Raw genomic sequence first — 23,472 nt, forward strand, 5'->3', positions numbered from 1 at the left:
ACTTCAAACCTTTTCATTTCAATTTGTGATTCTAATTGTTGTACTTCGACTTCTGCTGCTTTTAATGCTTCAGCAGGAAGGCCTGCATTTTTATCTTTTTGTAATTTTTGTTTCGCTGTATCAATTTGTTTTTGGAACAATGTTACTTCTTTTTGTGCGATTTTCTTTTGCATTTCTGCTTCCGTTACACCTTGTTTCGCAGTAGGGTCATTATATTTAAACAGAAGCTGCCCTTTCTTAACTTCATCGCCTTTTTTAACAGCTAATTCATACGTACCTTTTGTTGGATCAAATGAAATTGTTTCGATGCCGTTTGGAATGACTTCACCGCCAAATTTTTGCGCGTTTTCAATTTGTTTTTCTGTTACTTTATATCCGCTATATGCCATTGCTACTTCTGAACTACCACCAGCAAATGCAAAATATGATCCAGCTGCAATACCGATTGCTACTACACTAGTAATTAACACTTTATTTTTCTTCTTCATCTATTTATCACCTTTTCGTTCGTTTTAGTATCTACATTCAGTATAGAAGAGGTGAAGAATCTGACAAATCGTTTTAGCTTACAATAACCTTACAGTTTTGTAAGGTATGAATATGTAAATGTAAGGTAGAGCTTGTCCTAGTTGTAAGCAAATGAATTGACTCGTCGTTTCTTTCTTACAATAATATTGTATGAAAGAGAGGAGGAGGTAAGATGGAAGCTTATTTTAGTGCGCATCCATTAAAACCATTTATTCCATACTCAAGGCAACACGTCCTTATATTATTTATTATGTTGGTGGGGATATTTTTTCTGTATCAATACCAAGATATATTACGGCAGAGTGAGTGGAATATAACGGTTCGATATGCGATTGCATTTTTATTTGTTGGGAGTGAAATTGGGCTCCATATGTGGGAATGGAAAGCGGGGATTTTTGAACTAGGCACTTCATTACCATTTGAGCTATGTACGATTAGTTTATTGTTAGCATCGATTATGATTGTAACGAAAAGTTACCGCATATATGAGATTGTATTTTTTACAGGGATTATCGGTGCATCACAAGCTATTTTAACGCCGAACGTGCAATATGCTTTTCCGCATTTTCGCTTTATAGAATTCTTCGCCGCACATGTATTACTCATTTGGGCACCACTCTTTATGACGTGGGTAGAAGGATATAGACCGACCTTGCAATCAATTAAGCGTACGATGATATTTTTAAACATAATAATTCCAATCGTTTCTTTTGTGAACTACAAAACAGGTGGCAATTATATGTTTTTAGCTCGTAAGCCAGAAACTGCTTCATTACTCGATATGTTAGGGCCACACCCTTACTATATTATTTCATTAGAAATAGCTGCGCTTATTGGATGTTTTATTTTGTATATGCCGTTTGCGAAAAGAGAAGGGCATGCGCATAAAGAATCACTAGGATCATAACCTAGTGATTTTTTTGTTTGAATATTTACAATTCAGAAAATTGAGAATAAAATTAGAGGATAAATTATATAAAGAGAGAAGGGAAAACGTGGTCAAAAAAGTTTTTCTGAATGGGATGGAAGTGACGGCTCAATTTATTATTTCGATTTTGGGTATTATTTGTTTAGGAGCATTGCCGACATTATTTTATGGATTTGAGCTGCATGTATCAAAGTACATACAGAGTTTAAAAGAAGTGTTTGTGAACTTAATGGATATCTCCAATTTTCAATATGTGAGAGGTAAATTTTTATTTCCGCAGTTGTTCGTCCATTATAAAGAAACGATTGTGATTTTTTTGGCGGCTTTTTTCATTTCATTATTTGTAGCATTTTGTATTGTTTATGTCATTATGAGTAGTTCACCGCGTATACAGCATCGCATTAAATCATTTCTCATCTTCCTAGAATCTATTCCAGACATTCTTCTTATTTTAGTATCACAAATTTTAGTTGTATGGTTTTTTAAAAGTACAGGTTTTTTACCTTTTCAAATTGCGTCAATCGGAGGCGAATCGATTAGAGGATTGCCGATATTTTGTTTGAGTATACCGACTACGATTTTGTTTGTAAAAATGTTAGTGCTTCGTTTTGAAAATGAGCTAGAAAAAGATTATGTACTATTTGCTAAGGCGAAAGGGCTGAATCGTTTTCATATTTTAAATCGTCATGTTTTACGAAATGTGTTGCTTAGTACACTTTTCTTTGCGAAAACGAATATCTTTTTTATGTTATCTAATTTATATATTATAGAATGGATTTTTAATACGGGTGGTATTTTTATGTTTTTGAAATCGTATGAGAGTATTAGGGTTGAGGTTTTCATCGTTAGTGTGCTGCTTATTTATATTCCGATTTTTATTTTGTTTAAAGTGTTTCATTATCTCATTCCAGCTGCGATGAAGGAGAGACTATAATATGTGGACGTATATAAAACGCGATAAAAGATTTTGGATAAGCATTGGTTTTCTTCTCATATTAGTTCTTTTGAGCATCGGAAATACGATATGGAATGATGGACATATTAGACAAGTTACATTGCAATATGATGCGGATGAAAATCCACAAGTGCCACCGTTTTCACCTTCATTACAATTTTTACTTGGGACAGACCGGAAAGGATACGACCTGTTACATTTAGTCATTGAAGGTGCGAAGTGGACGATTGGTATATCTATTTTAATTGCGGCACTTAGAATGGTGATAGGTGTGTTTTTTGGTGTTGTGCTTGGAACATATGTAAAAAGAGGGTTTTCAAAAATCGAGGCTTTTTTTGATAGTTTTACAGTTATTCCAACAGTTATGATTGCGTATTTTTTTCTTCACCTTGCAAATGCATTTGGGAGTGGAGAGGAAACAACAACCTTTTTTGAAAGAGCTTCGTTTCAAGTTTTATTACTTGTAATGCTTGTGATGCCAGTTATTGCACTGTATGTTGCGAAGGAAGTCCGTAAATTGAGAACCGAAGAATTTATTGAAGCTGCGTGCATATTGGGTGGATCGAGAAGGCACATTGTTATAAAGCATATTTTCCCACATCTCTATATGACGTTTATACTTGTATTTTTTCAGCAGTTTACGCAAACTCTTACTATTTTACTGCACTTAGGATTACTGGAAATATTCTTTGGTGGAACAGTTCAGTTTTTAGGACCGATAGAAGAAATAGAATCATACACGCATGAATGGTCAGGTTTAATTGGAGTCTATTTTAGATCATTAACAGTGAATCCGTGGATCCCGCTCGTTCCCATTACATTTTTTGGACTTACTATTTTTTCAGGAAATATGATTGTAAAAAGTATAGAAGAGGCGATGATGAAAGTAAGATTAGGGGGAGAGATAAAGAAGGACGCTATAGAAGAGGAACAATCTGCTGTGCAGTCAAAAGAAGAGTTATTTACTTTTAAACATACGATGTGAAAAGAAGCAAGCATGGATTTCATGCTTGCTTCTTTTTTATTTTGTAGAAACTTCGCCTTCAGCTTCTGTTTGCGGAATAAAGTATCCAATTATACCACCGATGATTGCTGGAATAATCCAACCAATTCCTAAGTTATAAAAAGGAATGGTGTGTACGATATTAGCGATAAAACTTGGTATCATTCCCACATTATCCAGTGCATGAATACAGCTAATAATGAATGCTGCGATCATTGCTCCGATGTAGACAGAAGGTTTACGTTTCGTATATTTATCAAGAAATGATACGAAAATTAAAATGATTGTAATTGGATATAAAATAATTAATACAGGTAATGTAATTTTGATTAATAAACTTAATCCTAAGTTTGAAATCACGAAGCTAAAAATACAAACGTATAGTACGAGCTTTTTGTAGGAAACGTTTGTTAATACTGTTGCAAAATAGTTGGCGAATGCACTTACAACACCAATGGCTGTCGTTAAACAAGCAAAAATAATGGCGATGCTTAATAAAACATTACCGCTTGTCCCAAAGAATTGGTACATAACAGTAGCTAATAGTTGACCACCGTTCTCGAATTGTCCTAAGTTGCCGTTTGAAGCGCCGATATAACCAAGTAAGAAATAAACAATTGTTAAGAATAAGGCTGCAATGCTTCCGCAAATAATTGTATATTTCGCAATTGATTTCTTCTCTTGTATACCGTTTTGGCGAATTGCATTTACAACAATTGTTGATAATACGAGAGCACCGATTGCATCTAACGTTAAAAATCCTTCAAGAAATCCTTTGAAAAATGGAATTTCTTTATAGTCACCAATAGGTTCTGTAAACGTTCCTGGTGAAAGAATCGCTTTTGTTGCCATAATTGCAATAATTCCAAGTAAAATTGGCGTTAATATTTTTCCAATATGATCTACTAATTTTGATGGATTTAATGATAAGAAGTAAACGACTGTAAAGAAAATCGCACTAAAGATTAACATAGAGTACCATTGGTCCGGGAAAAGTGGTGCAATCCCAATTTCGTAAGATACAGATCCAGTTCGTGGAATAACAAATAGTGGGCCGATTGAAAGATAAATAATGATAGCGAATATTGCTGCGAATTTTGGATGAACACGGCTTGCTAAAGTGTTAAAACTACCACCGGCAAGGGCAACAGCGACGATAGCTAGTAAAGATAAACCGACGTCTGTAATAATAAATCCTGTAATGGAGACCCACATATTTTCTCCGGAAGAAAGACCGAGAAGGGGCGGAAAAATCATATTACCAGCACCGAAGAAAACTGCGAATAGTAATAAACTAATCGAAAGTATTTGCGCTGGCTTTAAAGTTGTACGCATATAAAGAAAATCCTCCTAATGAGTATTTTTGTCGAAAATTCAAATAATTTGTCGAGTAACTGTTACTATTTTAAAGGTCTGATGACTAGAAAGCAATAGGGAATTTTGAAAATATTAAAAAATAATACATTAAATCGAATAAATATACTATTTATATCTTTAATAGGAAGGATTTAACTTTTAACGTAAAAAAACACATATCAATAGGATACGTGTTTTAAAAAAATATTTTTTTATCACGTTCTTCTTTTAAAATTTCAACTGCTTCTCGGAAACGTTGTGAATGGACAATTTCTCGTTCACGTAAGAAGCGTAGGCTGTCATTTATATCTGGATCATCTGATAAATTAATTAGCCATTGATATGTTGCGCGTGCTTTTTCTTCAGCTGCGATATCCTCGTATAGATCGGCAATTGGATCACCTTTAGCCTGTATATAGGTTGCAGTAAAGGGAACACCAGCAGCATTATGGTAATGAAGTGCACTATCATGATCAACATAATGAGGATCAAGTCCAGCGGCTTTCATTTGTTCAGGAGTTGCATCTTTCGTTAGTTTATAAACCATCGTAGCAATCATTTCAAGGTGAGCAAATTCTTCTGTACCAATATCAGTAAGTAGGCCAATGACTTTATCAGGAATTGTATAACGTTGATTTAAGTAACGTAGTGCAGCAGCTAGCTCGCCATCTGCACCGCCATATTGCTCAATTAATAATTTTGCAAGTGCTGGATTGCAAGTTCCCACTTTAACTGGGTATTGTAATTTCTTTTCATAAATCCACATAGTTTCTCTCCTTTATATTTGCCATGGCCAAGGACCTTTGCTCCATTCCCAAGGAGCATTGGAATAGCTGTTTCCAAACTGTTGGAGTGGCCCGTATTTTTCTTCCATCTTTTGTTTTAATACTCGCCGTTTATAGGAAAAATCATTAAATTGATTAATCGCAGCGGTGTCATCTGGATGTGTATCTAAATAAAGAGTGAGTTCAACTAGTACAAAGTCCAGTTCTTGAAGCTCCAGTAAAAGCTGATAGTATTCTTCTGGTAGCGATTGAGTCACGTCAGTAGTCACCGCCCTTTTTTATAAGGATTTTCATAATAGTCATAAAAAATAGGCCATAAAGTCCCTTTTTGCAATGCTTCTTTTGGCGTGAATTGTGGTAAGTTTGGCGGTTGAAAGCCTAAAAATAAATTAGGAGGAGTAGAATAATATTTTTTTCCGATAGGAGGACAAGGGTCGAGAGGACTATGATAGGGCACGAATGATCTCATATATTTATTCACGAATAAACCTCCTTACATGTTCATTACTACGTATTGTATTCAGACATAATGAGCATTTATGACACATATAAAAAAGTAATAAGTACAGGGGGAATGAATGTGGAGAATGTAAAGAATTTAATTGTATTAGAAGTAAAGAACTTAAAGGAAACTCTGTATTTTTACGAAGGGATTTTAGGGATAACACCTAGTTCAGAGAGGCCGCAATTAGATATTACAGGGGTTTGGTATGATACCGATTCAACGAGAATTAGTTTTGTTATGAATCGCAGTTTGGGCGGGCGTGAGAAGAGTGTTACGGACTCAGTTGATGTTCTAACGTTTTCAATTTCTAACATAGAGAATGTAAAGAAGAGGTTAGTATTTTATAAAATTGCATATACAGAAAACAAAAGTGAGAAAAGTATTGTAGTACAAGACCCAGATGGATATAAACTTCAAGTGGTAGAGAAGGATGAATAAACGGAGGGGATTTAGTGGAGAGAAATTATGAAGAAAGTGCGTTGTTTGAGCATCAATTTTGGCTAAAGGTACTTACTGATCATGCACAATTTTTACTTGATGCATTAGCTCCGAAGGAAAAAGAGGATATAAAAAAAGCTACTTACTTTGTTGAAACATTTACGAACCTGTTAAATAAAGTTCGGAATGTGAATCTGATGGCATTCTCAAAAGAGGCAGAACAAGCTGCTAAGGAAATTCGGATGTTTAAATTAAATATTATACAGAAGCAGTTGGAAGGGAAAATTACCATTCATTTTACGCCAACCTTTATTAATCATATGGTAAACGAAGTGGAGGAGTATATAACGGTTTTAGAGTTTTTAAAGAAAGGAGAAGTTCCGCCTGTTTTTCATGAACTGCATTATCATCTCGTTTGGTTAACGGATGCGGCTGGTCATGCGGGTTCCATTTCTGGTGGGCTAGATCTTGTTGAAAAAAGATTAAAAGAGAAAAGCGAAGAATTTACGAAGCATTTTGAACAATTTTACTTAAAGGCAGTTGAGATGACTGGGTATTTACGAACGGAGCTTCATCATTTTCCAGCATTAAAGAAGTTTACAAAAGATGTTTCACTTGAACTAAAATTATTTTCGCATTTTTTACATGAAGTGGAAGAGCTGGAGTTATCGAATGAAATATTAAGTGCATTATCAGCTAGAATGGCAGATCATATGGCAAGAGAGGAATGTTATTACTTATTAAAATTAGCACAATCGTCTGGACTTGAAATGCCGAAATGTAATCCGCTTTAAAGAACAAGAGGTCGATTTCATTTGGCCTCTTGTTCTTTTTTATTTCCTTTTTTTATTTTTGCTTGTTCAATACTTGCCTGTAATGTCTCCATAATATTAATGATGTTCGGAGCTGGAGAGATTGTTTCAGTTTTTTCCTGTTGTTCAATTTTATTTTCGATTAATTCGGTAAGGGCTTCTTTATACTCATCTGTATACATTCCTTGTTCAAAAGGGTTTGTAAGGTGGTGAATTAAATTGATTGCTGAGGTGAGTTCTTGTTTTTGGATAGGATAATTTTCGTTACTTGGTAAGTTAGGTGTATTTGTTATATCGCGAATTTCATTAGGATAGTGAATGGTTTGTAACATAAGCCCATCTTCAAAGTTACGGATAATAGCTAAATGTTGTTTTTTTCTAATAGAAATATGAATAAGCCCAAGTTTATTTGTACGTTCAAGAGCTTCTTTTAATAATAAATATGATTTTTCATGTCCTGGGGTAGGGCCTATAAAATAAGAACGGTCATAAAGAACAGAATCGATTTCGTTATTTTGGATAAAAGATATAATACGAATGGATCGTGGTTCGTGAGCTTTTTGCAACGCAGCTAATTCTTTTTCATCAATAATGATGTATTTATGAGGTGCATATTCATAGGCTTTTACAATATCTTTATCATCAATTTCTTCATCCGTACAATCAGGAGCAAATTTTTTATATTTAATAGGTGTTAAGCATTCTTTATGGAGACTTAAAAATTTTATATCGGTTTCTTCTACGGCGCTATATAGTTTAATTCCTATATTTAATAGTCCAAGTGAAAGTGCACCTTTCCATACGGTATGCAAATGAAACCTCTCCTTTCATTCAAAAATGATTATGTATATTATGAGATAGTAAGAAATTTCCTATACGTTTTTTGTTTTTTACGGAAGGGTAAGCAGGAGGGATTGGGATATAAAATATATTGACAAGCCCTCTGAAATATTTTAATGTGAGTGTATAAAATTGTGTATAAAGGGGAGTAACTTATTACAGTAAAGTCGTCATTACAGGGAGAAACCCTCGGCTTTATTGGCAACGTTTCGTTGTTAGTGAGACCTTTACCAGCAATGGTAAAGGCCCCTTATTGTCTTTTTTAGGACCCTTACCATATTTGGTAGGGTCCTTTTTGTATACAAAGAGAGGAGAAATAAAAATGAAAAAACTTATTAGTAGATTAAGAGTTGTATTTCATGTCCGTCGTTTCGTTCCATTCCTATTTGACTTTTTTACTTCAAAAGAGGTTTCAATAAAGAAGAAAATTTTATCTGTTGCTTTTTTAGTTGGGTATGTTGCGATGCCGCTTGATTTAATTCCAGACTTCCTGCCGTTTATCGGTATTTTAGATGATATTGGAATTGTGTTATTCATTTTGAACCGAATTGTAAAAATGGCGCCAGTTCAATTACAAGAAAAGCATAACGTAAACGTAGGATAGGAGTTAAAAATATGGAGCAAATTATTTTAGATATAATTGAGTTTTTAAAGCAGTTTTCTTATTTTGGAGTTGTGTTAGCATTAACGTTTGAATTTATTCCAGCAGAAGTAGTGTTGCCTATGGTGGGGTATTGGGTATACGAGGGGGATATGAATTTTTGGCTAGCTGTATTAGCTGGAACACTGGGGGGAACGACAGGACCATTAACGTTATACGCACTCGGTTATTACGGTGGTCGTCCTCTATTAATAAAGTACGGGAAATACTTCTTTATTAAAGAAGAACAAATTCAAAAAGCAGATGATTTCTTTGAGAAATATGGACCAGTTGTAGCATTTGTTGGACGCTTTGTGCCAGGGGTTCGAACGCTTATTTCTGTTCCATGTGGAATGGCGAAAATGAACATATGGAAATTTAGTATATATACATTTGTAGCAATGTTCCCGTTAACGACTTTGTATATTTATTTTGGAATGAAATTAGGTCCGCATTGGGAAAAAGCGGCGGATGTTGTTGGACAATATATGCTACCGATATTACTAGTCGTAGTTATTGTTGTAGGTGGTATTTTAATCTATAAATTTATGAAAAAAAGAAACAGAACGGAATCTATCTAGTCATTAGTACAGGAGTTTTCTTATTTTTTGAAAATAGATGAATAGTACAGGCAAAAGACTCTAAAGGACATACACATATAGGGAATATAAAAGAGAGAGGGGAAACAACTATGTCTTGTGAGTGCTCAGGGTCAGCATTGACTTGTTGTCCAGATAAAAATTATGTGCAAGATAAAGTGTGTAGTCCGTGGTCTGGTACTGTAGTTGCAACAGCAATTGATAATGTTCTTTATACAAATAATATCAACCAAAACGTAGTGGGGACTGGTTTTGTTAAATATGATGTTGGACCAGGCCCAATTACTGTAGAGGTGCTTGATTCTGCTGGGGCTACAATTGATACACAAACATTAAACCCAGGAACGAGTATTGCTTTCACGTATCGTCGCTTTGATAGTATACAAGTTGTGTTACCTGCAACACCTGCTGGAACGTATCAGGGAGAATTTTGTATTACAACACGTTATCCACTTTCATAGCAGAATAGGAGAGGATCAAAATGGGAATGAGAAGTTCCGGTTTGTCTTGTTGTTCTAATAAAACACTTGTGCAAGATCAAGTATGTACAGACTGGTCTATTACAGGTGCTGGTACTCAAATTGTATATACGAATAATATTACACAAGAAGTATATGGTTCAGGTTATGTGAAATATGATGTAGGCGCGAATCCCATTACAGTTGATTTTTTAGTAGGTGCTACAGTAGTTGATACAATTACTGTACAACCACAAAGTAGTGGTACTTTCACTGTACGATATTTTACGACTGTCCGAATTACTACGACAGGAACAACTGTTAATCAAGGAGAGTTTTGTATTACTGTACGTTATCCAATTTCATAAAAAAGCATACCGTAAATGGTATGCTTTTTTTATTAAGGACGTAATGAAATTGGTATTCTATAAGCAACATGTAAATTGGCAACAGTACTTACCTTCTAAATATAGTGAAGGATTACTTTGTATATTGATAATCCTGACTGACTCTAAGTCTTTTCCTGTGTACGATATTGTATTACCAGGAAACACAGTGAAAACATTAGTTACTGCTCCAGTGATTTGAATTGTAATTGCTTCTGTGCTGCTAGTACTATTGTAAACCGAGACATTACCTGATATAAGTAGTATCCCATCACTTTGCCATAGTATCATTGACTGTAATGCATCTTTGGCAGATGGGATGGTGTTATTCGTTATGAGGAAATTCCCTGCAAATTCATTTGTTACTCGCTCGCAATTTGGATTTGGGGGAGGGGGCGGTGGACAAGGGTCTGGACAAATAATAGATAAAGGAGCGAAACAGCCAATATTTCTTTTATTCTTCAATATAACCCCTCCTTTTAAGTTGTCTTTTACTATTATTAAATGTAGAAGCATGGCCGATGTGTTAAAAAAAGAAGGAAATGTTAAAAATTAAGATTGTCTAATAGGCTTAAACCTTAACTTATCATTAGTGTTATAGAAAAGATTATATGTGAATCATCATAGGAAAAGAATGACCCCACTCTTTTAGACAAAAGGTGGTTGTATACAATAGTACGAGGAATGTTGGACTTAACTTATAATTAACTGTATATTTACAAAAATCTAATAAAATTCATTTGTTATTTAAACGGCATTAATATGTTTTAGATAAAATAGCCCTTGTAATGAATCAATTATTATGAGGAGGATTCACGTGGAAAGAACTATTTTACGAAAAGTAAAAGGCCTTATTGGATTATTAATGGTTTTTGTATTAGCGTTCGTATCATTTCCGTGGAGTACATCAGTTAAAGCGGAAGAGAAGAAGCAAGAAAAGGCACCAAGTGAGAAGAAGATCGTTTTTCCAGTCGTAAGTGATGTACATATTAAAAATAGTGGAACGGATGATACGTTTCGCTGGAAACGAGCAATCGAGCAACTTAATACACTTGCACCTAAACAAGATGCGTTCGTAATTGTGGGAGACTTTACTGATTCAGGATCGGTACAACAATATGATCGTTTCATGCAAGTATATAATGAAAATGCAAATAAAGATGCGGTACGAATGAATTCTCTAGGCAATCATGATTATTGGAACGGTTTATCTGTAGAAGGAGCGCAGAAGCGTTTCTTAGAAAAAACAGGTATGAAATCAATTTATTATCATAACGTGGTAAAGGGTTATCACTTCCTTGTTATGTCTCCAGAGGACGGGACAACTCATGGATATTATTCAGATAAACAAATTAATTGGTTAAAAGAAGAGATGGCAAAAGCTCAAAAAGATGATCCAGAAAAACCAATTTTCGTATTTTTACACCAACATATTAAAGATACAGTATACGGTAGCCAAGAATGGGGAACAAAAGATAGTGCGAAAATTAATGAGGTATTAAAACAATACCCACAAGTTATTACGTTTTCAGGTCATTCACATTATCCGTTAGATGATCCAAGATCGATTCATCAAAAAGACTTTACATCAGTTGGCACATCTTCAGTAAGTTATATGGAGGTTGAAGGTGGTAAAGTACAAGGAAATATCCCGTCAGGAGCTAGTACATTAAGCCAAGGTTTATTAGTAGAAGTAGATGATAAAGAAGTAACGATTAATCGCCGTGATTTCCATACAAATTCTTGGACAGGCGAGCCTTGGAAAATTAAATTACCATCAAAGAAAGACACATTTACACATGTAGAAGATCGTGATAAAGAAAAGCCATACTTTGCAAAAGATGCGAAGTTGTCGGTATCAAATATAACAGAAAATGCAGCAACAGTAACATTCCAGCAAGCGTTGGACAACCTTCTTGTTCATTCTTACCGTGTACAAGCGAGAGATAAGCAAACGGGAGAAATAAAGAATAAATTGTTAGCATTCTCAGAGTTTTATCGTGATCCAGTGCCGAAAGAACTGACATTTACGCTTGCAGGACTAGATGGCGGGAAAACATATACACTGGAAGTCGTTGCGATTGATTCATTCGGCAACGAAAGTGTACAACCATTAACGGCAGAGATTACTACGAAAAAAGATAATATTGACCCGAATGTGAAAGTACCAAAGGCGGATGTTTTTGATGTAAACTTTGCAGATGGTACATTTAAAGACAATTCATCATTTGGTACAAAAGGTGATGTTAAGGGTAATGTGACTATTGAATATGATAAAGTGTTGAAAAAGAATGTTATGAAGCTAAACGGAAAAGCAAATACATTTGGATACCTTCCATTTTCAGCAGCACAAAAAGAGAAAGTAGCAAATACATTTACATTAGAAACTGTGTTTTCAATGAATGAAATTCGCGGACAAGGTATTTTACAAAATACAGAGAGCGGCGGAATTGGTTTTGAATCTACAGGAAGTGGTTATGTAGAATTATGGGCTCATATTGGTGGAAGTTATAAACGTGTTGGCGTTCAATTAGAGGCTAATAAAACGTACCATTTAACAGGAACGTATAACGGAAGTGAAGTAGCAATTTACGTAGATGGTAAAAAAGTAAATAGCCAACCAGCTACAGGGAAAGTATATCACCCGAACGTACCATTTGCGCTTGGGGCAGACCCTGATAGTAATGGGAATGGTGGTATACCGCTAAATGGACAAATTGCGCTTGCAAAATTATATAGTAAAGCATTAAGTTCTTCAGAAGTATTAGCAGCGTATAATGAGTTTTCTAATCGTACAAAATTAGAGCAAGTAAACGCGTTATATGAAGAGCTTGGGAAAGTGAAAGAAGTGTTAGCTGGTACGTATGAGTTTGGTGACAAACCAGGTCAATATTCAAAGGAAGCATTTCAAGCACTAGAGAAAAGCTATAACACTGCAAAGCAAGCATTTGAAAATGTAGGAAGTACTGGAGAGCAAATCGTCCAAACGTATAACGAATTAAAAACAGCTAATGTAACATTTGTACAATCAAAAGTGGCAGAAGAACAGCCGAAAACACTGAAAGAAAAATTACAAATCAATATTGAATCTGCAAAAGCAGTAGTGAAAAAAGCACAAGCTGCAAATGTAACGGACGGTTCAGTGAAATCATTGAGTCAAAAAATTACAGTGGCAGAAGCTGTATTAAAAGATGCGAAAGTAAAAGATGCACAAGTAGAAACGATGAATCGTACGATAGAATATGCGATTTCACTCGTTGAAAAAGGCATAAGCAAATAAGAGAGAAGAAAAAGAAGCTTATCATGATAGGCTTCTTTTTTGTTATACTAAAAATAGCATAGAATGAGGGAGCGAATAATTTGGAAGAGAAAAAGCTAAAAAGAATTCTTGAATATGTATGGATCGCGGTTGTGCTCCTTGTAGGATATTATTTCTTAAAAGAGAAAAGTATATGGGTTCTATTTTTAATGACGTTTTTATTAGCGGGTTTAGGCACGTTATTTATTAACTTCTTCTTTGATAGTTTAAATGCATGGAAGAAGAAAAAGAAGGGAACGAAGTAAAGGAGGGAACATATGCAAAAGTGGAAGCTTATATATCAGGTGATTATTTTCCTATTGCTTGTAGGTATTGGCGTTTTTAAATACGCTACACCGATAGGAAATTGGGCATCGTTTACAGCTTGCATCGGCATATTTTTCATTTTACAATCGTTAACGAAAAAAAATAATCAGACATGAAGGTAGCTCGCCGTTTTATCGGCGAGCTATTTTGTTATGCTTTTTTCTCTTCATCATTTGTTTTTTCAGTAGCTAAATGACTATGTTTTCTAGAGTAGAAGAAATAGAAGCATAAGCCGACTAGAAGCCAAACTGCAAAGCTTATCCATGTCGTTTTAGACAAATTGATCATTAAATATAAACAGCAAAGAATTGCAACAACTGGTAATACAGGTACGAAAGGTGCGCGGAATCCACGTTTTAAATCAGGATGTGTTTTTCGTAAAATAAGTACAGCGCAGCAAACGAATGTGAATGCTGTTAACGTACCGATGTTTACTAAATTCGCTAGTAAATGTAAGTCTAAAAGTCCTGCTAATAAAGCTGACACAACGCCAGTAATCCACGTGTTTAATAAAGGGATTTTTACTCTTTTATTCACACGTGCTAACGCTTTTGGAAGTAAACCGTCGCGGCTCATTGCATACGAAACGCGAACTTGTCCATACATAACGACTAAGAGAACGGTTGTCATTCCAGTCATCGCCCCAACAGCGAGTAGTCCTGCAATTGTATCTTCGCCAACGAAATGTAAGGCAAACGCAACTGGATCAGAAACATCTAATTGTGTATACGGAACCATACCTGTTAAAACGAAAGATACAATCATGTATAAAACAGTACAAATAAGAAGGGAACCGATAATGCCAATTGGTAAATCGCGCTGTGGTTTTTTCGTTTCTTCTGCAGCGGTTGCGATTGCATCAAAGCCTAAGAAGGCGAAGAATACAGTGGCAGCCCCAGTAATGATACCGTCGTATCCGAATGGAATGAACGGAGTCCAATTTTCAGGTTTTACATATTTTGCCCCTGCTACGATAAAGGCGATAATAACAGCTAACTTGATAAGAACCATAATATTATTAATGCGTGCGCTTTCGCGTATACCGAAACTTAAAAGTCCCGTAATGAGTAGTAAAATACAAACAGCCGGTAAATCGATAATACCGCCTTTTCCTACGCCAGGGGCCGAGGCTATTATGGTGGGCAAATGGATGTTAAATCCTTGTAGTAAAGATTGTAAATAACCAGACCAACCGACAGCTACTGCCGCGACTGCAAGTAAATATTCGAGCATTAAACACCAGCCGACGATGAAGGCGACGACTTCTCCGACTGTCATATATGCGTAAGTGTACACACTTCCTGAGACAGGAATAGAAGAAGCAAATTCAGCATAACAAAAGGCTACACAAGCACAAGTAAATGCAGCAATAAGGAATGATAACATAATACCAGGACCAGAATGTTTCGCTGCGACAATACCTGTTAATACAAAGATCCCTGTCCCAATTACGGCGCCAATTCCTAAAAATGTTAAATCAAGTGCAGTTAAGGTTCTATCTAACTGCCGTGGTGATTCAGTACTAAGCGGTTTTTTTCGTAATAATGACTTCACTTTGGACTCTCCCCCCGTTTTTTCATTTTCATAACTGCGAATATAGTATGAGCCCACTAGAAAAGAGTATATAAGTAAATGGAGGTACAGTTATGGTAGGTTGTTTTTTAAAATTGCTGGATTAATTTTATTATAATTCAGAATATTTTGTCAAATAAAAATGTGACAAATAAAATGCGAATGAATAGGGGAAACTACTGGCAGGAATGGACGAGGGTTGTAAATTTACTTTGGATGGAGAAAACCCACTGATCAAAGTTAAAGTAGGAGAAGATGTTATGTTATTTTATTTTGAACTTGTCGTCATTTTACTTTGTACGAAATTAGCTGGTGATATTAGCGTTAGGCTTGGCCAGCCTTCTGTACTTGGTAAATTAATCGTTGGTATTATTATCGGTCCGGCTGTGCTTGGTATTATTAATAGTTCTGAATTGATCGATGAACTGAGTGAAATTGGTGTTTTACTACTTATGTTTATGGCAGGACTTGAAACAGATTTAGAAGAGTTAAATCGAAATTTGAAATCTGCATTCGCAGTAGCGATGGGAGGAATTATTTTCCCATTCCTTGGTGGGTATTTAGCGGGACTTGCGTTTGGAATGTTACAGTCGCATGCGATCTTTTTAGGGTTATTACTTTGTGCCACTTCCGTTAGTATTTCTGTTCAAACACTAAGAGATTTAGGGAAAATGAATACGAGAGAAAGTACGACGATTTTAGGGGCAGCTGTATTTGATGATGTAATTGTTGTTATTTTATTAGCATTTGTGATGAGTTTTTTAGGTACACAAGATGTAAATGTAACGCTTGTCATTGCAAAGAAAATTATCTTTTTTGTCAGTATCGTTTTCATCTCTTGGAAAGTTGTTCCATGGATTATGAAAATGCTCGTACCACTTCGCGTAACAGAAGCGTTAATTAGTGCAGCTCTTATTATTTGTTTCTCATTTTCGTATTACAGTGAAATGATGGGGATCGCAGGTATTATTGGGGCATTTGCAGCCGGAATTGCCATTTCGCAAACAGAGTATAAGCACGAAGTAGAACATAAAATTGAACCGATTGCTTATGCAATATTTGTACCGGTGTTCTTCGTAAGTATCGGAATGGAAATTACATTTCAAGGTATCGGAAGCCAGCTTTGGTTCATTATCATCATGACGCTTATTGCAATTTTTACAAAGTTAATCGGATCAGGTTTAGGAGCAAGACTGACAGGGTTCAACCTTCAATCTTCTATTAGTATTGGTGCGGGGATGGTTTCGCGCGGAGAAGTGGCGCTTATCATCGCAGCGAATGGACTTGCGGCGAATTTATTAGCGAAAGAAAATTTCACAGCGATTGTTATTGTTGTTATATTAACGACGATTATTACGCCGCCGCTTTTGAAGAAGTATTTTGTATAGAGAGGAAGAGCTTATCTGATGTAGGTAAGCTCTTTTTTATTGGAAAAAAGCAATAGTCATATAGCGTGAATAGGTTGTAATTATGGTAAAATCTACGTATATGATAAGTCGAGGAGAGAAAATGTGTGAGGATTACGAAGGGGAAGGTTATCGGTATAATCATACTTATTGCGCTATGTATACCATTTACTGCATGGAAAGAGTCAAAAGTGAAAGATTTTCCGGTTTCTATTTTTTCTTCCTATGTAGAAGACGAAAACCCGAAAGACTATAATTATACTGCTTTTGTACCTGACTTTGCAATTTGGATACATGGATGGGAAAAACAGCGATCTGAAGGTGAAATAACGTCGTATAAAAAAGGGGATCGAACTGTAATTGTTCACCATCCACCTGGTAATGATGGTTTTTATCTATACGATGTAAATGATGTTAGAGAATACACGCAACCGTAAGAAGTGGAGGTTAAATAGTGAAAGCTTCAACATTACTATTTAAAATTGAAAGTAATATGGATCAATTTTCACCAGCTGAAAAGAAGGTTGCCATGTACATAATGGAGAATGCAGAGATTGTTCCGAACTTAACGACGAAAGAAGTGTCAACGAATGCAGGCGCGAGTGAAGCAAGTGTTGTTCGCTTTTGTAAGTCAATCGGAATCGGAAGCTTTAAAGCATTTAAAATCGCGCTCGTTCGTGAATTGACGATTGCTGATTATAATATTAATGATTTTTCAGTTATGAATACGGAAGATGGACCGTATGATTTGTTTAATAAAGTTACGTATGTGAATAAAGCTGCAATTGAGGCGAGCGTTACTGCGATAGATAAAAAGGAACTTGAGAAAGCTGCAGATCGTATTGTAAATGCAGATAAAATTATATTTTATGGAGTAGGCGGATCAGCTACTCCTGCGATGGACGGGGCTTATAAATTTACAAGGCTCGGATTTACAGCGATGATGCTATCAGATTTTCATATGATGTTGCCGCTTGTGACGAATTTAAAAGAGGGCGATATATTTGTTGCCATTTCAACATCTGGTCGTACGAAAGATGTACTTGAAATGGCGCAATATGCGAAGAGACAAGGTGCAACAGTTATTGCGATTACAAAGCTTGACCAATCATCACCTTTATATAAAGAAGCGGATATTCGTCTTTGTATGCCAGATGTAGAGCAAGATCATCGTATTGCGAGTATTGCTTCGAGAATGACACAGCTGAATATGATTGATGCTTTATATGTGATTACTTTTAATCGTATTGGTAATAAAGTGCTGGATCAATTTATGGAGACAAGGGAAGAAGCTCTACGGTTACGGAAGCTGAAATGAGAAGATGGGGAAACCCATCTTTTTTTGCGTGCTGACATAAAGTGAAACTTTAATAAGTGGGGGGGTTCATCCCCCACTTATTATCAGCCCTCACCAATCGGACTTTTACAGGCAGCCCGACCCCCAACTATCTTCTTTGTTTTCGCTGAATTTGAGGTGGGGGTCTTACTGCCAGTTAAAGTGGGATAAATTCGTCATGAAAAGAAATAAAATTTCATAAAATAATAAAGTGATATTGATTTTAAATTTCTTAAAGTTATAATGAAAGTATGAAATTAAATTTCAAAGCAGGTGATAATATGTTAGAAAATTTATCGACAGAACATCGTAATGAGAAGACGATGAATTTAGATGAGATGAGTATAAAAGAAGTGTTACAAAGTATGAATGAAGAAGATCGAACTGTTGCGTTAGCAGTTGAAAATGAAATAGAAGAAATTGAAAAGGTTGTACAGATTGTCATTAAATCCTTTGAAGATGAGGGACGATTAATTTACATTGGGGCTGGTACGAGTGGCCGTTTAGGTATTTTGGATGCGGTGGAATGTCCGCCGACATTTGGCACAGATGATAAAATGGTACAAGGATTTATAGCAGGTGGATTGAAAGCGTTTACTAAGGCGGTGGAAGGTGCAGAAGACCGCGAAGAGTTAGCAGAAGAAGATTTAAAAAGTATTGGATTAAATGAGAAAGATACAGTGATTGGAATTGCGGCAAGTGGTCGAACTCCTTATGTAATTGGCGGTTTGAAGTACGCGGCTAGCGTGGGAGCGAGCACGGCGAGTATTTCTTGTAATAAAAATGCTGAAATAAGTAAATATGCAAAACTAAATGTGGAAGTAGAAACAGGCGCAGAAATTTTAACAGGCTCAACGCGTTTGAAAGCTGGTACAGCGCAAAAATTAGTACTTAATATGATTTCAACAGCTTCTATGATTGGTGTGGGGAAAGTATATAAAAACTTAATGGTAGATGTTCAATCTACAAATGAAAAGTTAGTAGAACGATCAAAACGCATTATTGTGGAAGCAACAGGTGTGAGCTATGAAATAGCAGCAGAGTGTTATGAAAAAGCAGAACGTAATGTGAAAGCTGCGATTGTTATGGTGTTACTACAGTGTGAGTATGGGGAAGCACTGAAGAAATTAAAAGAAGCGAAAGGGTTCGTGAAGAAGGCACTATAAAATAATAGGGAGGGGGATTCTATTATGAAGAAAGAAGAGAGAATGGCCAAAGAAATATCAGAGCAACTTGGGGGAGTAAAAAATATTCGTGGCATTGCTCATTGTATGACGAGGCTGCGATTAACGCTTCATGATGAAAGTAAAGTGAATATGGACCTTTTGAAAAAGGTTGAAGGGGTTATGGGCGTTATTGAAGATGAGACGCTTCAAGTTGTTGTTGGCCCAGGGACAGTAAATAAAGTAGCAGCTGAAATGGAAGGTTTAACGGGACTGCGAATCGGTGAGGTGGCAGATCATCACCTTGAAGACCTTGGGCAAGAAATGAAGTCAGAGATTAAGAAGAAAAATAATACACCAGTGAAAAACTTTTTAAGAAAAATAGGAAGTATTTTCATTCCGTTAATTCCAGGTCTTGTTGCCTCAGGAATTATAAACGGGGTCGCTAACTTTGCGAAAAACGCAGGTGCTGATCCGAATGCAACGTGGCTACAAATGCTACTACTCATTGGTGGCGGTATCTTTACATTCTTAGGAATTTTAGTCGGCTGGAATACAGCGAAAGAATTTGGCGGGACACCAGTTCTTGGGGCGATTGCGGGTATTTTAATTTTTAACCCGGCGATGGCGAATGTAAAATTATTTGGTGAAGCGCTCGTACCCGGACGGGGCGGATTGTTTGCAGTTATTTTTGCAGCATGGCTTATGGTTGTAGTAGAAAGACAAGTTCGAAAAGCAGTGCCAAATGCAGTTGATATTATCGTGACACCGCTCATTACTGTGTTAGTCGTAAGTATTGTAACGATGTTAGCCATTCAGCCGGTAGCAGGTTTCTTATCTGAAGGAATTACAAGCGGAATTAATGGTATTTTAAGTATTGGCGGCGCATTTGCGGGAGCAGTACTTGCTGGAACATTTTTACCTCTCGTTATGGTCGGATTGCATCACGGTTTAACACCAATTCATATGGAATTTATTAATCAAACGCACGTAACGCCTTTATTACCAGTACTAGCAATGGCTGGCGCTGGGCAAGTAGGAGCAGCGATTGCCATCTATGTAAAAACAAAAAACAAACGACTTCGTAACGTAATTAAAGGTGCATTACCAGTTGGATTTTTAGGAATTGGCGAACCGCTATTATACGGGGTTACATTACCACTTGGGAAACCGTTTCTTACAGCTTGTTTAGGTGCAGCAGTTGGCGGTGCATTCCAAGCAGTTATGAAAACAGCCGCACTCGGAATCGGTGTATCAGGATTATCATTAATTCCGTTAATTGCTGATAATAAATATTTATTATATTTCCTTGGATTAGTAGTGGCATATACTTTCGGATTCATTTTTACGTACTTCTTCGGATTCAAAGAAGAAATGGCAGAAAACATATAGAGAAAGGGATTCCTTTCTCTTTTTCTATTCATAGAAAGGGAGATTCATATGATCGGAGTTTCAATTTATCTTGCAAAAGAACGAGTAAAGAAGCAAGAAGAATGGCTAAAAGTAGTGAAGGAAAACGGGTTTTCATCTATTTTTACATCATTGCACATTCCTGAAGATGACCCTGGTACGTACAAAGAGCTAATTCAAATACTTGGGAAACAAGCTCTTGAAAATGACATGGAATTAATGGTCGATGTTTCTCCAAAATCGTTACACCATTTAGGGATAACTTACGAAAATGTAGAAGAGTTAGTGGAATGGGGCATTACTGGTTTACGAATGGACTACGGCATCACGCCGAAAGAAATCGCACGCGTATCTCATAAAATGAAAGTAGCTTTAAATGCGAGTACGATTACAGATTCATTTTGGAAAGAGTTAATCATAGAAAATATAAAAGTAGAGAATGTAGAAGCGTGGCATAATTTTTACCCGCGCCCAGAAACAGGACTAGCAAAATCATTCTTACAAAAACAAAACGCATACTTACATGAGTGCGGAATAAAAACGATGGCATTTATTCCGGGAGATGGTGAAAAACGTGGTCCGCTATGTGAAGGTTTACCAACGTTAGAAAAGCACCGCAATATGCGCCCACTTGAAGCGTACTTAGAACTTGTACAAGATTGTGGTGTCGATAAGGTGTTAATCGGGGATATAAGCGGAAGTATAGAAAGTGTACAAGAGATAGCGAGTGCGAGTAGAGGAATTATTCCGCTGCGATACGAGCCATTGATAGAGAAAAGTGAAGTGTTAAAAGTGGTGGAGCGAGTGCATACAAATAGACTAGATCCAGCTCGTGATGTCATTCGTTCAGTTGAATCAAGAGAAGGAAATAAAGTGATTTTAAAGCCGATGCATACAATTGCAAGAAAGAAAGGCAGCATTACAATTGATAATGAATTGTACGGTAGATATGCAGGAGAGATGCAAGTTGCCACACATGATTTGCCTAAAGATGAGAAAGTGAATGTTGTTGGCATGGTTGTAGAAGAGGACTTGTCTTTATTGCCGTATGTTGGCGCTGGAAAAATGTTTCAACTTTTTTGTGCAATAGAGTAAAAGCTTGAATTAGCACTATTTTGTAGGAAAACATTATCCGTAAAAGGGATAATGTTTTTTGTTTTCTTAAAAAAAGTATTTGACGAATGAAATGAAATACCGTATTGTTTTGACTTGTAAATAAAAGTTCACCATAACAAAACAAAAAGGAGAGTTCAAAATGAACCAATATATTGGGAATTTAATTATTCGTATCGTGTTAGGAGTGACATTCTTTGCGCACGGTTTAGCGAAGTTTCAATCAGGTATCGATAACGTAGCAGGATGGTTTACAAGCATCGGCTTACCAGGTGGTCTTGCATACGGCGTAGCAACAGTTGAATTAGTTGGTGGTATATTATTAATTATCGGTTTAGGCGTAAAATATGTAGGATTGTTATTCGCTCTTATTTTAGCTGGAGCTATCGTAAAGGTAAATGGAGCAGCAGGTTTATTAGGAGATGGAAAGAATCCAGGGTATGAATTAGATCTTGCATTATTAGCAATGGGTGCGTATTTATTCGTTGTAAAAGCAGAAGGATATGTAGATCGTTTCGTAAAAGAGAAAGTAATGAAAGCGAAGTAAACTTATTTATAAATTGTTGACTTGAATCATAATTGTAACTATAATGATTACAACTAGTTGATTAAGAATAAAACAATATAAATATTTTTTTACACAAGTTGTAACTGAGGTGATTACGACTTGTGTAAAAAATAAATAAAACGGGAGGAAGTAACATGCCTAAATCAAATTTAGAAATTATTCGAAGCACGTATGAAGGATCAGCTTCTTCGAATGCAAAACATTTAGCAGAAGCCCTCTCTGAAAAAGTAGAATGGACAGAGGCAGAAGGATTCCCATACGGGGGAACTTATATAGGTGTAGAAGCAATAATGGAAAATGTATTTAGCCGATTAGGATCAGAATGGGATGATTTTAAGGCGAGTGTAAATATGTACCATGAAGTAAACGGAAAAGATGTAATTATTGCTGAAGGTGTTTATTCAGGAGTTTATAAAGAAACGGGAAAATCATTTGAAGCAGAGTTTGTTCATGTATGGCAACTGGAGAACGGAAAAATCGTGAAGTTTAAGCAGTATGTAGATAGTCATATTGTTAAGGAAGCGATGAAGAGCTAATGCTTTTTAAATGGATTGTAGGCATATGTATTACAATTATAGTAATTATCACGTCTATAGTTGGCGGAAAGAAATTGCTTGCATATGTGGAAAAAGAGAATAAAAATATTCAAATTGAGCGAGTGGCAAACGAAAAGGAGAAGAAAGTTGCAGAAGAAGCCCCACGAGTTAGCGAAGGTGAAATTATTTCTACTATGCACAAAATGGTACACCAAAAGGTAAAATCCTCTGAGAAATGGGGATTTGTAGAAATGACAACAAAAGAAATTTATAGCGTAAAGAAAGATATTGAAAATAGTATAGGTTTTCAATATAAAACGAGGTTACTTTCTATTATAAATAGATGGGAAAAAGGAGATTTTTCACAAACAGTTGAGGAGCATAACTTTTTATGGGGCCTTCAAGGTGGAGATACCGGCAAAGCGACGGAACGTTTATCGCCAGAAGAGGAAAAGCGGTATATAAAAGAAATGAAGAGTAAATAAAAACATCGCCACCCGGATGACGATG

The 23,472-nt window shown here is 36.0% G+C and carries 30 protein-coding genes; 22 read left to right on the forward strand and 8 right to left on the reverse strand.

Annotation, left to right across the window (positions count from 1 at the left end):
* On the reverse strand, window positions 1–488 hold a 488-nt coding region (locus GFJ36_RS03595), incomplete at its 3' end, for an efflux RND transporter periplasmic adaptor subunit (protein ID WP_481747063.1).
* 212 nt (window positions 489–700) lie between these two features.
* On the opposite strand from GFJ36_RS03595, the gene GFJ36_RS03600 reads away from it, so the two are divergent.
* The 3 genes from GFJ36_RS03600 (at window position 701) to GFJ36_RS03610 (ending at window position 3,396) form a co-directional block, all read left to right on the forward strand.
* Entirely contained in the window at window positions 701–1,435 is a 735-nt protein-coding gene (locus GFJ36_RS03600; protein WP_087985789.1) for a YwaF family protein, read from the forward strand.
* 88 nt (window positions 1,436–1,523) lie between these two features.
* On the forward strand, window positions 1,524–2,390 hold the full coding sequence (locus tag GFJ36_RS03605) for an ABC transporter permease subunit (RefSeq protein WP_137035374.1): 867 nt from the start codon (window positions 1,524–1,526) through the stop codon (window positions 2,388–2,390).
* A 1-nt stretch (window position 2,391) separates the two neighbouring features.
* Window positions 2,392–3,396, forward strand: a complete 1,005-nt coding sequence (locus GFJ36_RS03610; RefSeq protein WP_088608438.1) for an ABC transporter permease — start codon at window positions 2,392–2,394, stop codon at window positions 3,394–3,396.
* Window positions 3,397–3,432: 36 nt separating this feature from the next.
* Here the strand turns inward: GFJ36_RS03610 and brnQ2 are convergent, their stop codons facing one another.
* The 4 genes from brnQ2 to GFJ36_RS03630 form a co-directional block, all read right to left on the reverse strand.
* Window positions 3,433–4,749 carry a branched-chain amino acid transport system II carrier protein BrnQ2 gene (gene brnQ2 / locus GFJ36_RS03615; protein ID WP_087985787.1) on the reverse strand — a complete coding sequence of 439 codons (1,317 nt, stop codon included), beginning with the start codon at window positions 4,747–4,749 and terminating at the stop codon, window positions 3,433–3,435.
* 217 nt (window positions 4,750–4,966) lie between these two features.
* Window positions 4,967–5,536, reverse strand: coding sequence for a spore coat protein CotJC (gene cotJC / locus GFJ36_RS03620; protein ID WP_000265275.1), 570 nt, complete (start codon window positions 5,534–5,536; stop codon window positions 4,967–4,969).
* Between the two features lie 12 nt (window positions 5,537–5,548).
* Window positions 5,549–5,812 carry a spore coat protein CotJB gene (locus tag GFJ36_RS03625; protein WP_000194492.1) on the reverse strand — a complete coding sequence of 88 codons (264 nt, stop codon included), beginning with the start codon at window positions 5,810–5,812 and terminating at the stop codon, window positions 5,549–5,551.
* Between the two features lie 8 nt (window positions 5,813–5,820).
* A complete protein-coding gene (locus GFJ36_RS03630; RefSeq protein WP_046957262.1) occupies window positions 5,821–6,036 on the reverse strand; it encodes a spore coat associated protein CotJA in 216 nt (71 codons plus the stop codon).
* 48 nt (window positions 6,037–6,084) lie between these two features.
* On the opposite strand from GFJ36_RS03630, the gene GFJ36_RS03635 reads away from it, so the two are divergent.
* A complete protein-coding gene (locus GFJ36_RS03635; protein ID WP_097891327.1) occupies window positions 6,085–6,498 on the forward strand; it encodes a VOC family protein in 414 nt (137 codons plus the stop codon).
* 14 nt (window positions 6,499–6,512) lie between these two features.
* Window positions 6,513–7,292 (forward strand): DUF2935 domain-containing protein, encoded by a 780-nt coding sequence (locus GFJ36_RS03640; RefSeq protein WP_087985786.1) that lies wholly within the window; start codon window positions 6,513–6,515, stop codon window positions 7,290–7,292.
* A 17-nt stretch (window positions 7,293–7,309) separates the two neighbouring features.
* Here GFJ36_RS03640 and ku read toward each other — a convergent pair whose 3' ends face one another.
* Complete coding sequence (ku, locus tag GFJ36_RS03645; protein WP_157349462.1) at window positions 7,310–8,122, reverse strand: non-homologous end joining protein Ku; 813 nt, start codon at window positions 8,120–8,122, stop codon at window positions 7,310–7,312.
* A 350-nt stretch (window positions 8,123–8,472) separates the two neighbouring features.
* Between ku and GFJ36_RS03650 the strand changes: the two genes are divergently transcribed.
* The 4 genes from GFJ36_RS03650 (at window position 8,473) to GFJ36_RS03665 (ending at window position 10,215) form a co-directional block, all read left to right on the forward strand.
* Window positions 8,473–8,754, forward strand: a complete 282-nt coding sequence (locus tag GFJ36_RS03650; protein ID WP_000733852.1) for a YkvA family protein — start codon at window positions 8,473–8,475, stop codon at window positions 8,752–8,754.
* An 11-nt stretch (window positions 8,755–8,765) separates the two neighbouring features.
* Complete coding sequence (locus GFJ36_RS03655; RefSeq protein ID WP_061677846.1) at window positions 8,766–9,371, forward strand: DedA family protein; 606 nt, start codon at window positions 8,766–8,768, stop codon at window positions 9,369–9,371.
* Between the two features lie 110 nt (window positions 9,372–9,481).
* A complete protein-coding gene (locus GFJ36_RS03660) occupies window positions 9,482–9,850 on the forward strand; it encodes a DUF3992 domain-containing protein (protein WP_098230355.1) in 369 nt (122 codons plus the stop codon).
* Between the two features lie 20 nt (window positions 9,851–9,870).
* Window positions 9,871–10,215: a DUF3992 domain-containing protein gene (locus GFJ36_RS03665; protein ID WP_000525803.1), complete on the forward strand. Its 345-nt coding sequence runs from the start codon at window positions 9,871–9,873 to the stop codon at window positions 10,213–10,215.
* A 57-nt stretch (window positions 10,216–10,272) separates the two neighbouring features.
* On the opposite strand, the gene GFJ36_RS03670 is transcribed toward GFJ36_RS03665, so the two are convergent.
* Window positions 10,273–10,656, reverse strand: a complete 384-nt coding sequence (locus tag GFJ36_RS03670) for an S-Ena type endospore appendage (RefSeq protein WP_306472147.1) — start codon at window positions 10,654–10,656, stop codon at window positions 10,273–10,275.
* Between GFJ36_RS03670 and GFJ36_RS30055 the strand changes: the two genes are divergently transcribed.
* The 4 genes from GFJ36_RS30055 to GFJ36_RS28970 all read left to right on the forward strand — a co-directional run bounded on the left by GFJ36_RS30055 (window position 10,541) and on the right by GFJ36_RS28970 (window position 13,974).
* Complete coding sequence (locus tag GFJ36_RS30055) at window positions 10,541–10,789, forward strand: hypothetical protein (protein WP_306472148.1); 249 nt, start codon at window positions 10,541–10,543, stop codon at window positions 10,787–10,789. The two genes, GFJ36_RS03670 and GFJ36_RS30055, sit on opposite strands and share 116 nt — an antisense overlap.
* 261 nt (window positions 10,790–11,050) lie before the next feature.
* The gene (locus GFJ36_RS03675; protein WP_141542746.1) at window positions 11,051–13,513 is read left to right on the forward strand and encodes a LamG-like jellyroll fold domain-containing protein; all 2,463 of its coding nucleotides are present in this window, start codon (window positions 11,051–11,053) and stop codon (window positions 13,511–13,513) included.
* Window positions 13,514–13,593: 80 nt separating this feature from the next.
* A complete protein-coding gene (locus tag GFJ36_RS03680) occupies window positions 13,594–13,797 on the forward strand; it encodes a hypothetical protein (protein WP_000391504.1) in 204 nt (67 codons plus the stop codon).
* A gap of 12 nt (window positions 13,798–13,809) precedes the next feature.
* The gene (locus GFJ36_RS28970) at window positions 13,810–13,974 is read left to right on the forward strand and encodes a hypothetical protein (protein WP_088082175.1); all 165 of its coding nucleotides are present in this window, start codon (window positions 13,810–13,812) and stop codon (window positions 13,972–13,974) included.
* A gap of 34 nt (window positions 13,975–14,008) precedes the next feature.
* Here GFJ36_RS28970 and bcaP read toward each other — a convergent pair whose 3' ends face one another.
* A complete protein-coding gene (gene bcaP / locus GFJ36_RS03685; protein WP_000838743.1) occupies window positions 14,009–15,412 on the reverse strand; it encodes a branched-chain amino acid transporter BcaP in 1,404 nt (467 codons plus the stop codon).
* A 206-nt stretch (window positions 15,413–15,618) separates the two neighbouring features.
* Between bcaP and GFJ36_RS03690 the strand changes: the two genes are divergently transcribed.
* From GFJ36_RS03690 to GFJ36_RS03730, 9 genes are all read left to right on the forward strand, one after another.
* Window positions 15,619–16,818, forward strand: a complete 1,200-nt coding sequence (locus GFJ36_RS03690; RefSeq protein WP_060487615.1) for a cation:proton antiporter — start codon at window positions 15,619–15,621, stop codon at window positions 16,816–16,818.
* A 125-nt stretch (window positions 16,819–16,943) separates the two neighbouring features.
* The gene (locus GFJ36_RS03695; RefSeq protein WP_097891316.1) at window positions 16,944–17,273 is read left to right on the forward strand and encodes an outer surface protein; all 330 of its coding nucleotides are present in this window, start codon (window positions 16,944–16,946) and stop codon (window positions 17,271–17,273) included.
* Between the two features lie 17 nt (window positions 17,274–17,290).
* Complete coding sequence (locus GFJ36_RS03700; RefSeq protein WP_000648163.1) at window positions 17,291–18,154, forward strand: MurR/RpiR family transcriptional regulator; 864 nt, start codon at window positions 17,291–17,293, stop codon at window positions 18,152–18,154.
* A gap of 299 nt (window positions 18,155–18,453) precedes the next feature.
* Window positions 18,454–19,338 (forward strand): N-acetylmuramic acid 6-phosphate etherase, encoded by an 885-nt coding sequence (gene murQ, locus GFJ36_RS03705; protein ID WP_088608447.1) that lies wholly within the window; start codon window positions 18,454–18,456, stop codon window positions 19,336–19,338.
* 24 nt (window positions 19,339–19,362) lie between these two features.
* The gene (locus GFJ36_RS03710) at window positions 19,363–20,727 is read left to right on the forward strand and encodes a PTS transporter subunit EIIC (protein WP_000711311.1); all 1,365 of its coding nucleotides are present in this window, start codon (window positions 19,363–19,365) and stop codon (window positions 20,725–20,727) included.
* Between the two features lie 48 nt (window positions 20,728–20,775).
* The gene (locus GFJ36_RS03715) at window positions 20,776–21,840 is read left to right on the forward strand and encodes a DUF871 domain-containing protein (protein WP_097891314.1); all 1,065 of its coding nucleotides are present in this window, start codon (window positions 20,776–20,778) and stop codon (window positions 21,838–21,840) included.
* A 160-nt stretch (window positions 21,841–22,000) separates the two neighbouring features.
* Window positions 22,001–22,405, forward strand: coding sequence for a DoxX family protein (locus GFJ36_RS03720; protein WP_046957250.1), 405 nt, complete (start codon window positions 22,001–22,003; stop codon window positions 22,403–22,405).
* 155 nt (window positions 22,406–22,560) lie between these two features.
* On the forward strand, window positions 22,561–22,962 hold the full coding sequence (locus tag GFJ36_RS03725) for a nuclear transport factor 2 family protein (RefSeq protein WP_088062071.1): 402 nt from the start codon (window positions 22,561–22,563) through the stop codon (window positions 22,960–22,962).
* Window positions 22,962–23,447 carry a PRK06770 family protein gene (locus tag GFJ36_RS03730; protein WP_088062072.1) on the forward strand — a complete coding sequence of 162 codons (486 nt, stop codon included), beginning with the start codon at window positions 22,962–22,964 and terminating at the stop codon, window positions 23,445–23,447. Before GFJ36_RS03725 ends, GFJ36_RS03730 begins: the two co-directional genes overlap by 1 nt.
* Window positions 23,448–23,472: the final 25 nt, after the last annotated feature.

Source organism: Bacillus sp. EE-W1, assembly GCF_009760835.1.
In the GTDB taxonomy this organism is placed as follows: Bacteria; Bacillota; Bacilli; order Bacillales; family Bacillaceae_G; genus Bacillus_A; species Bacillus_A wiedmannii.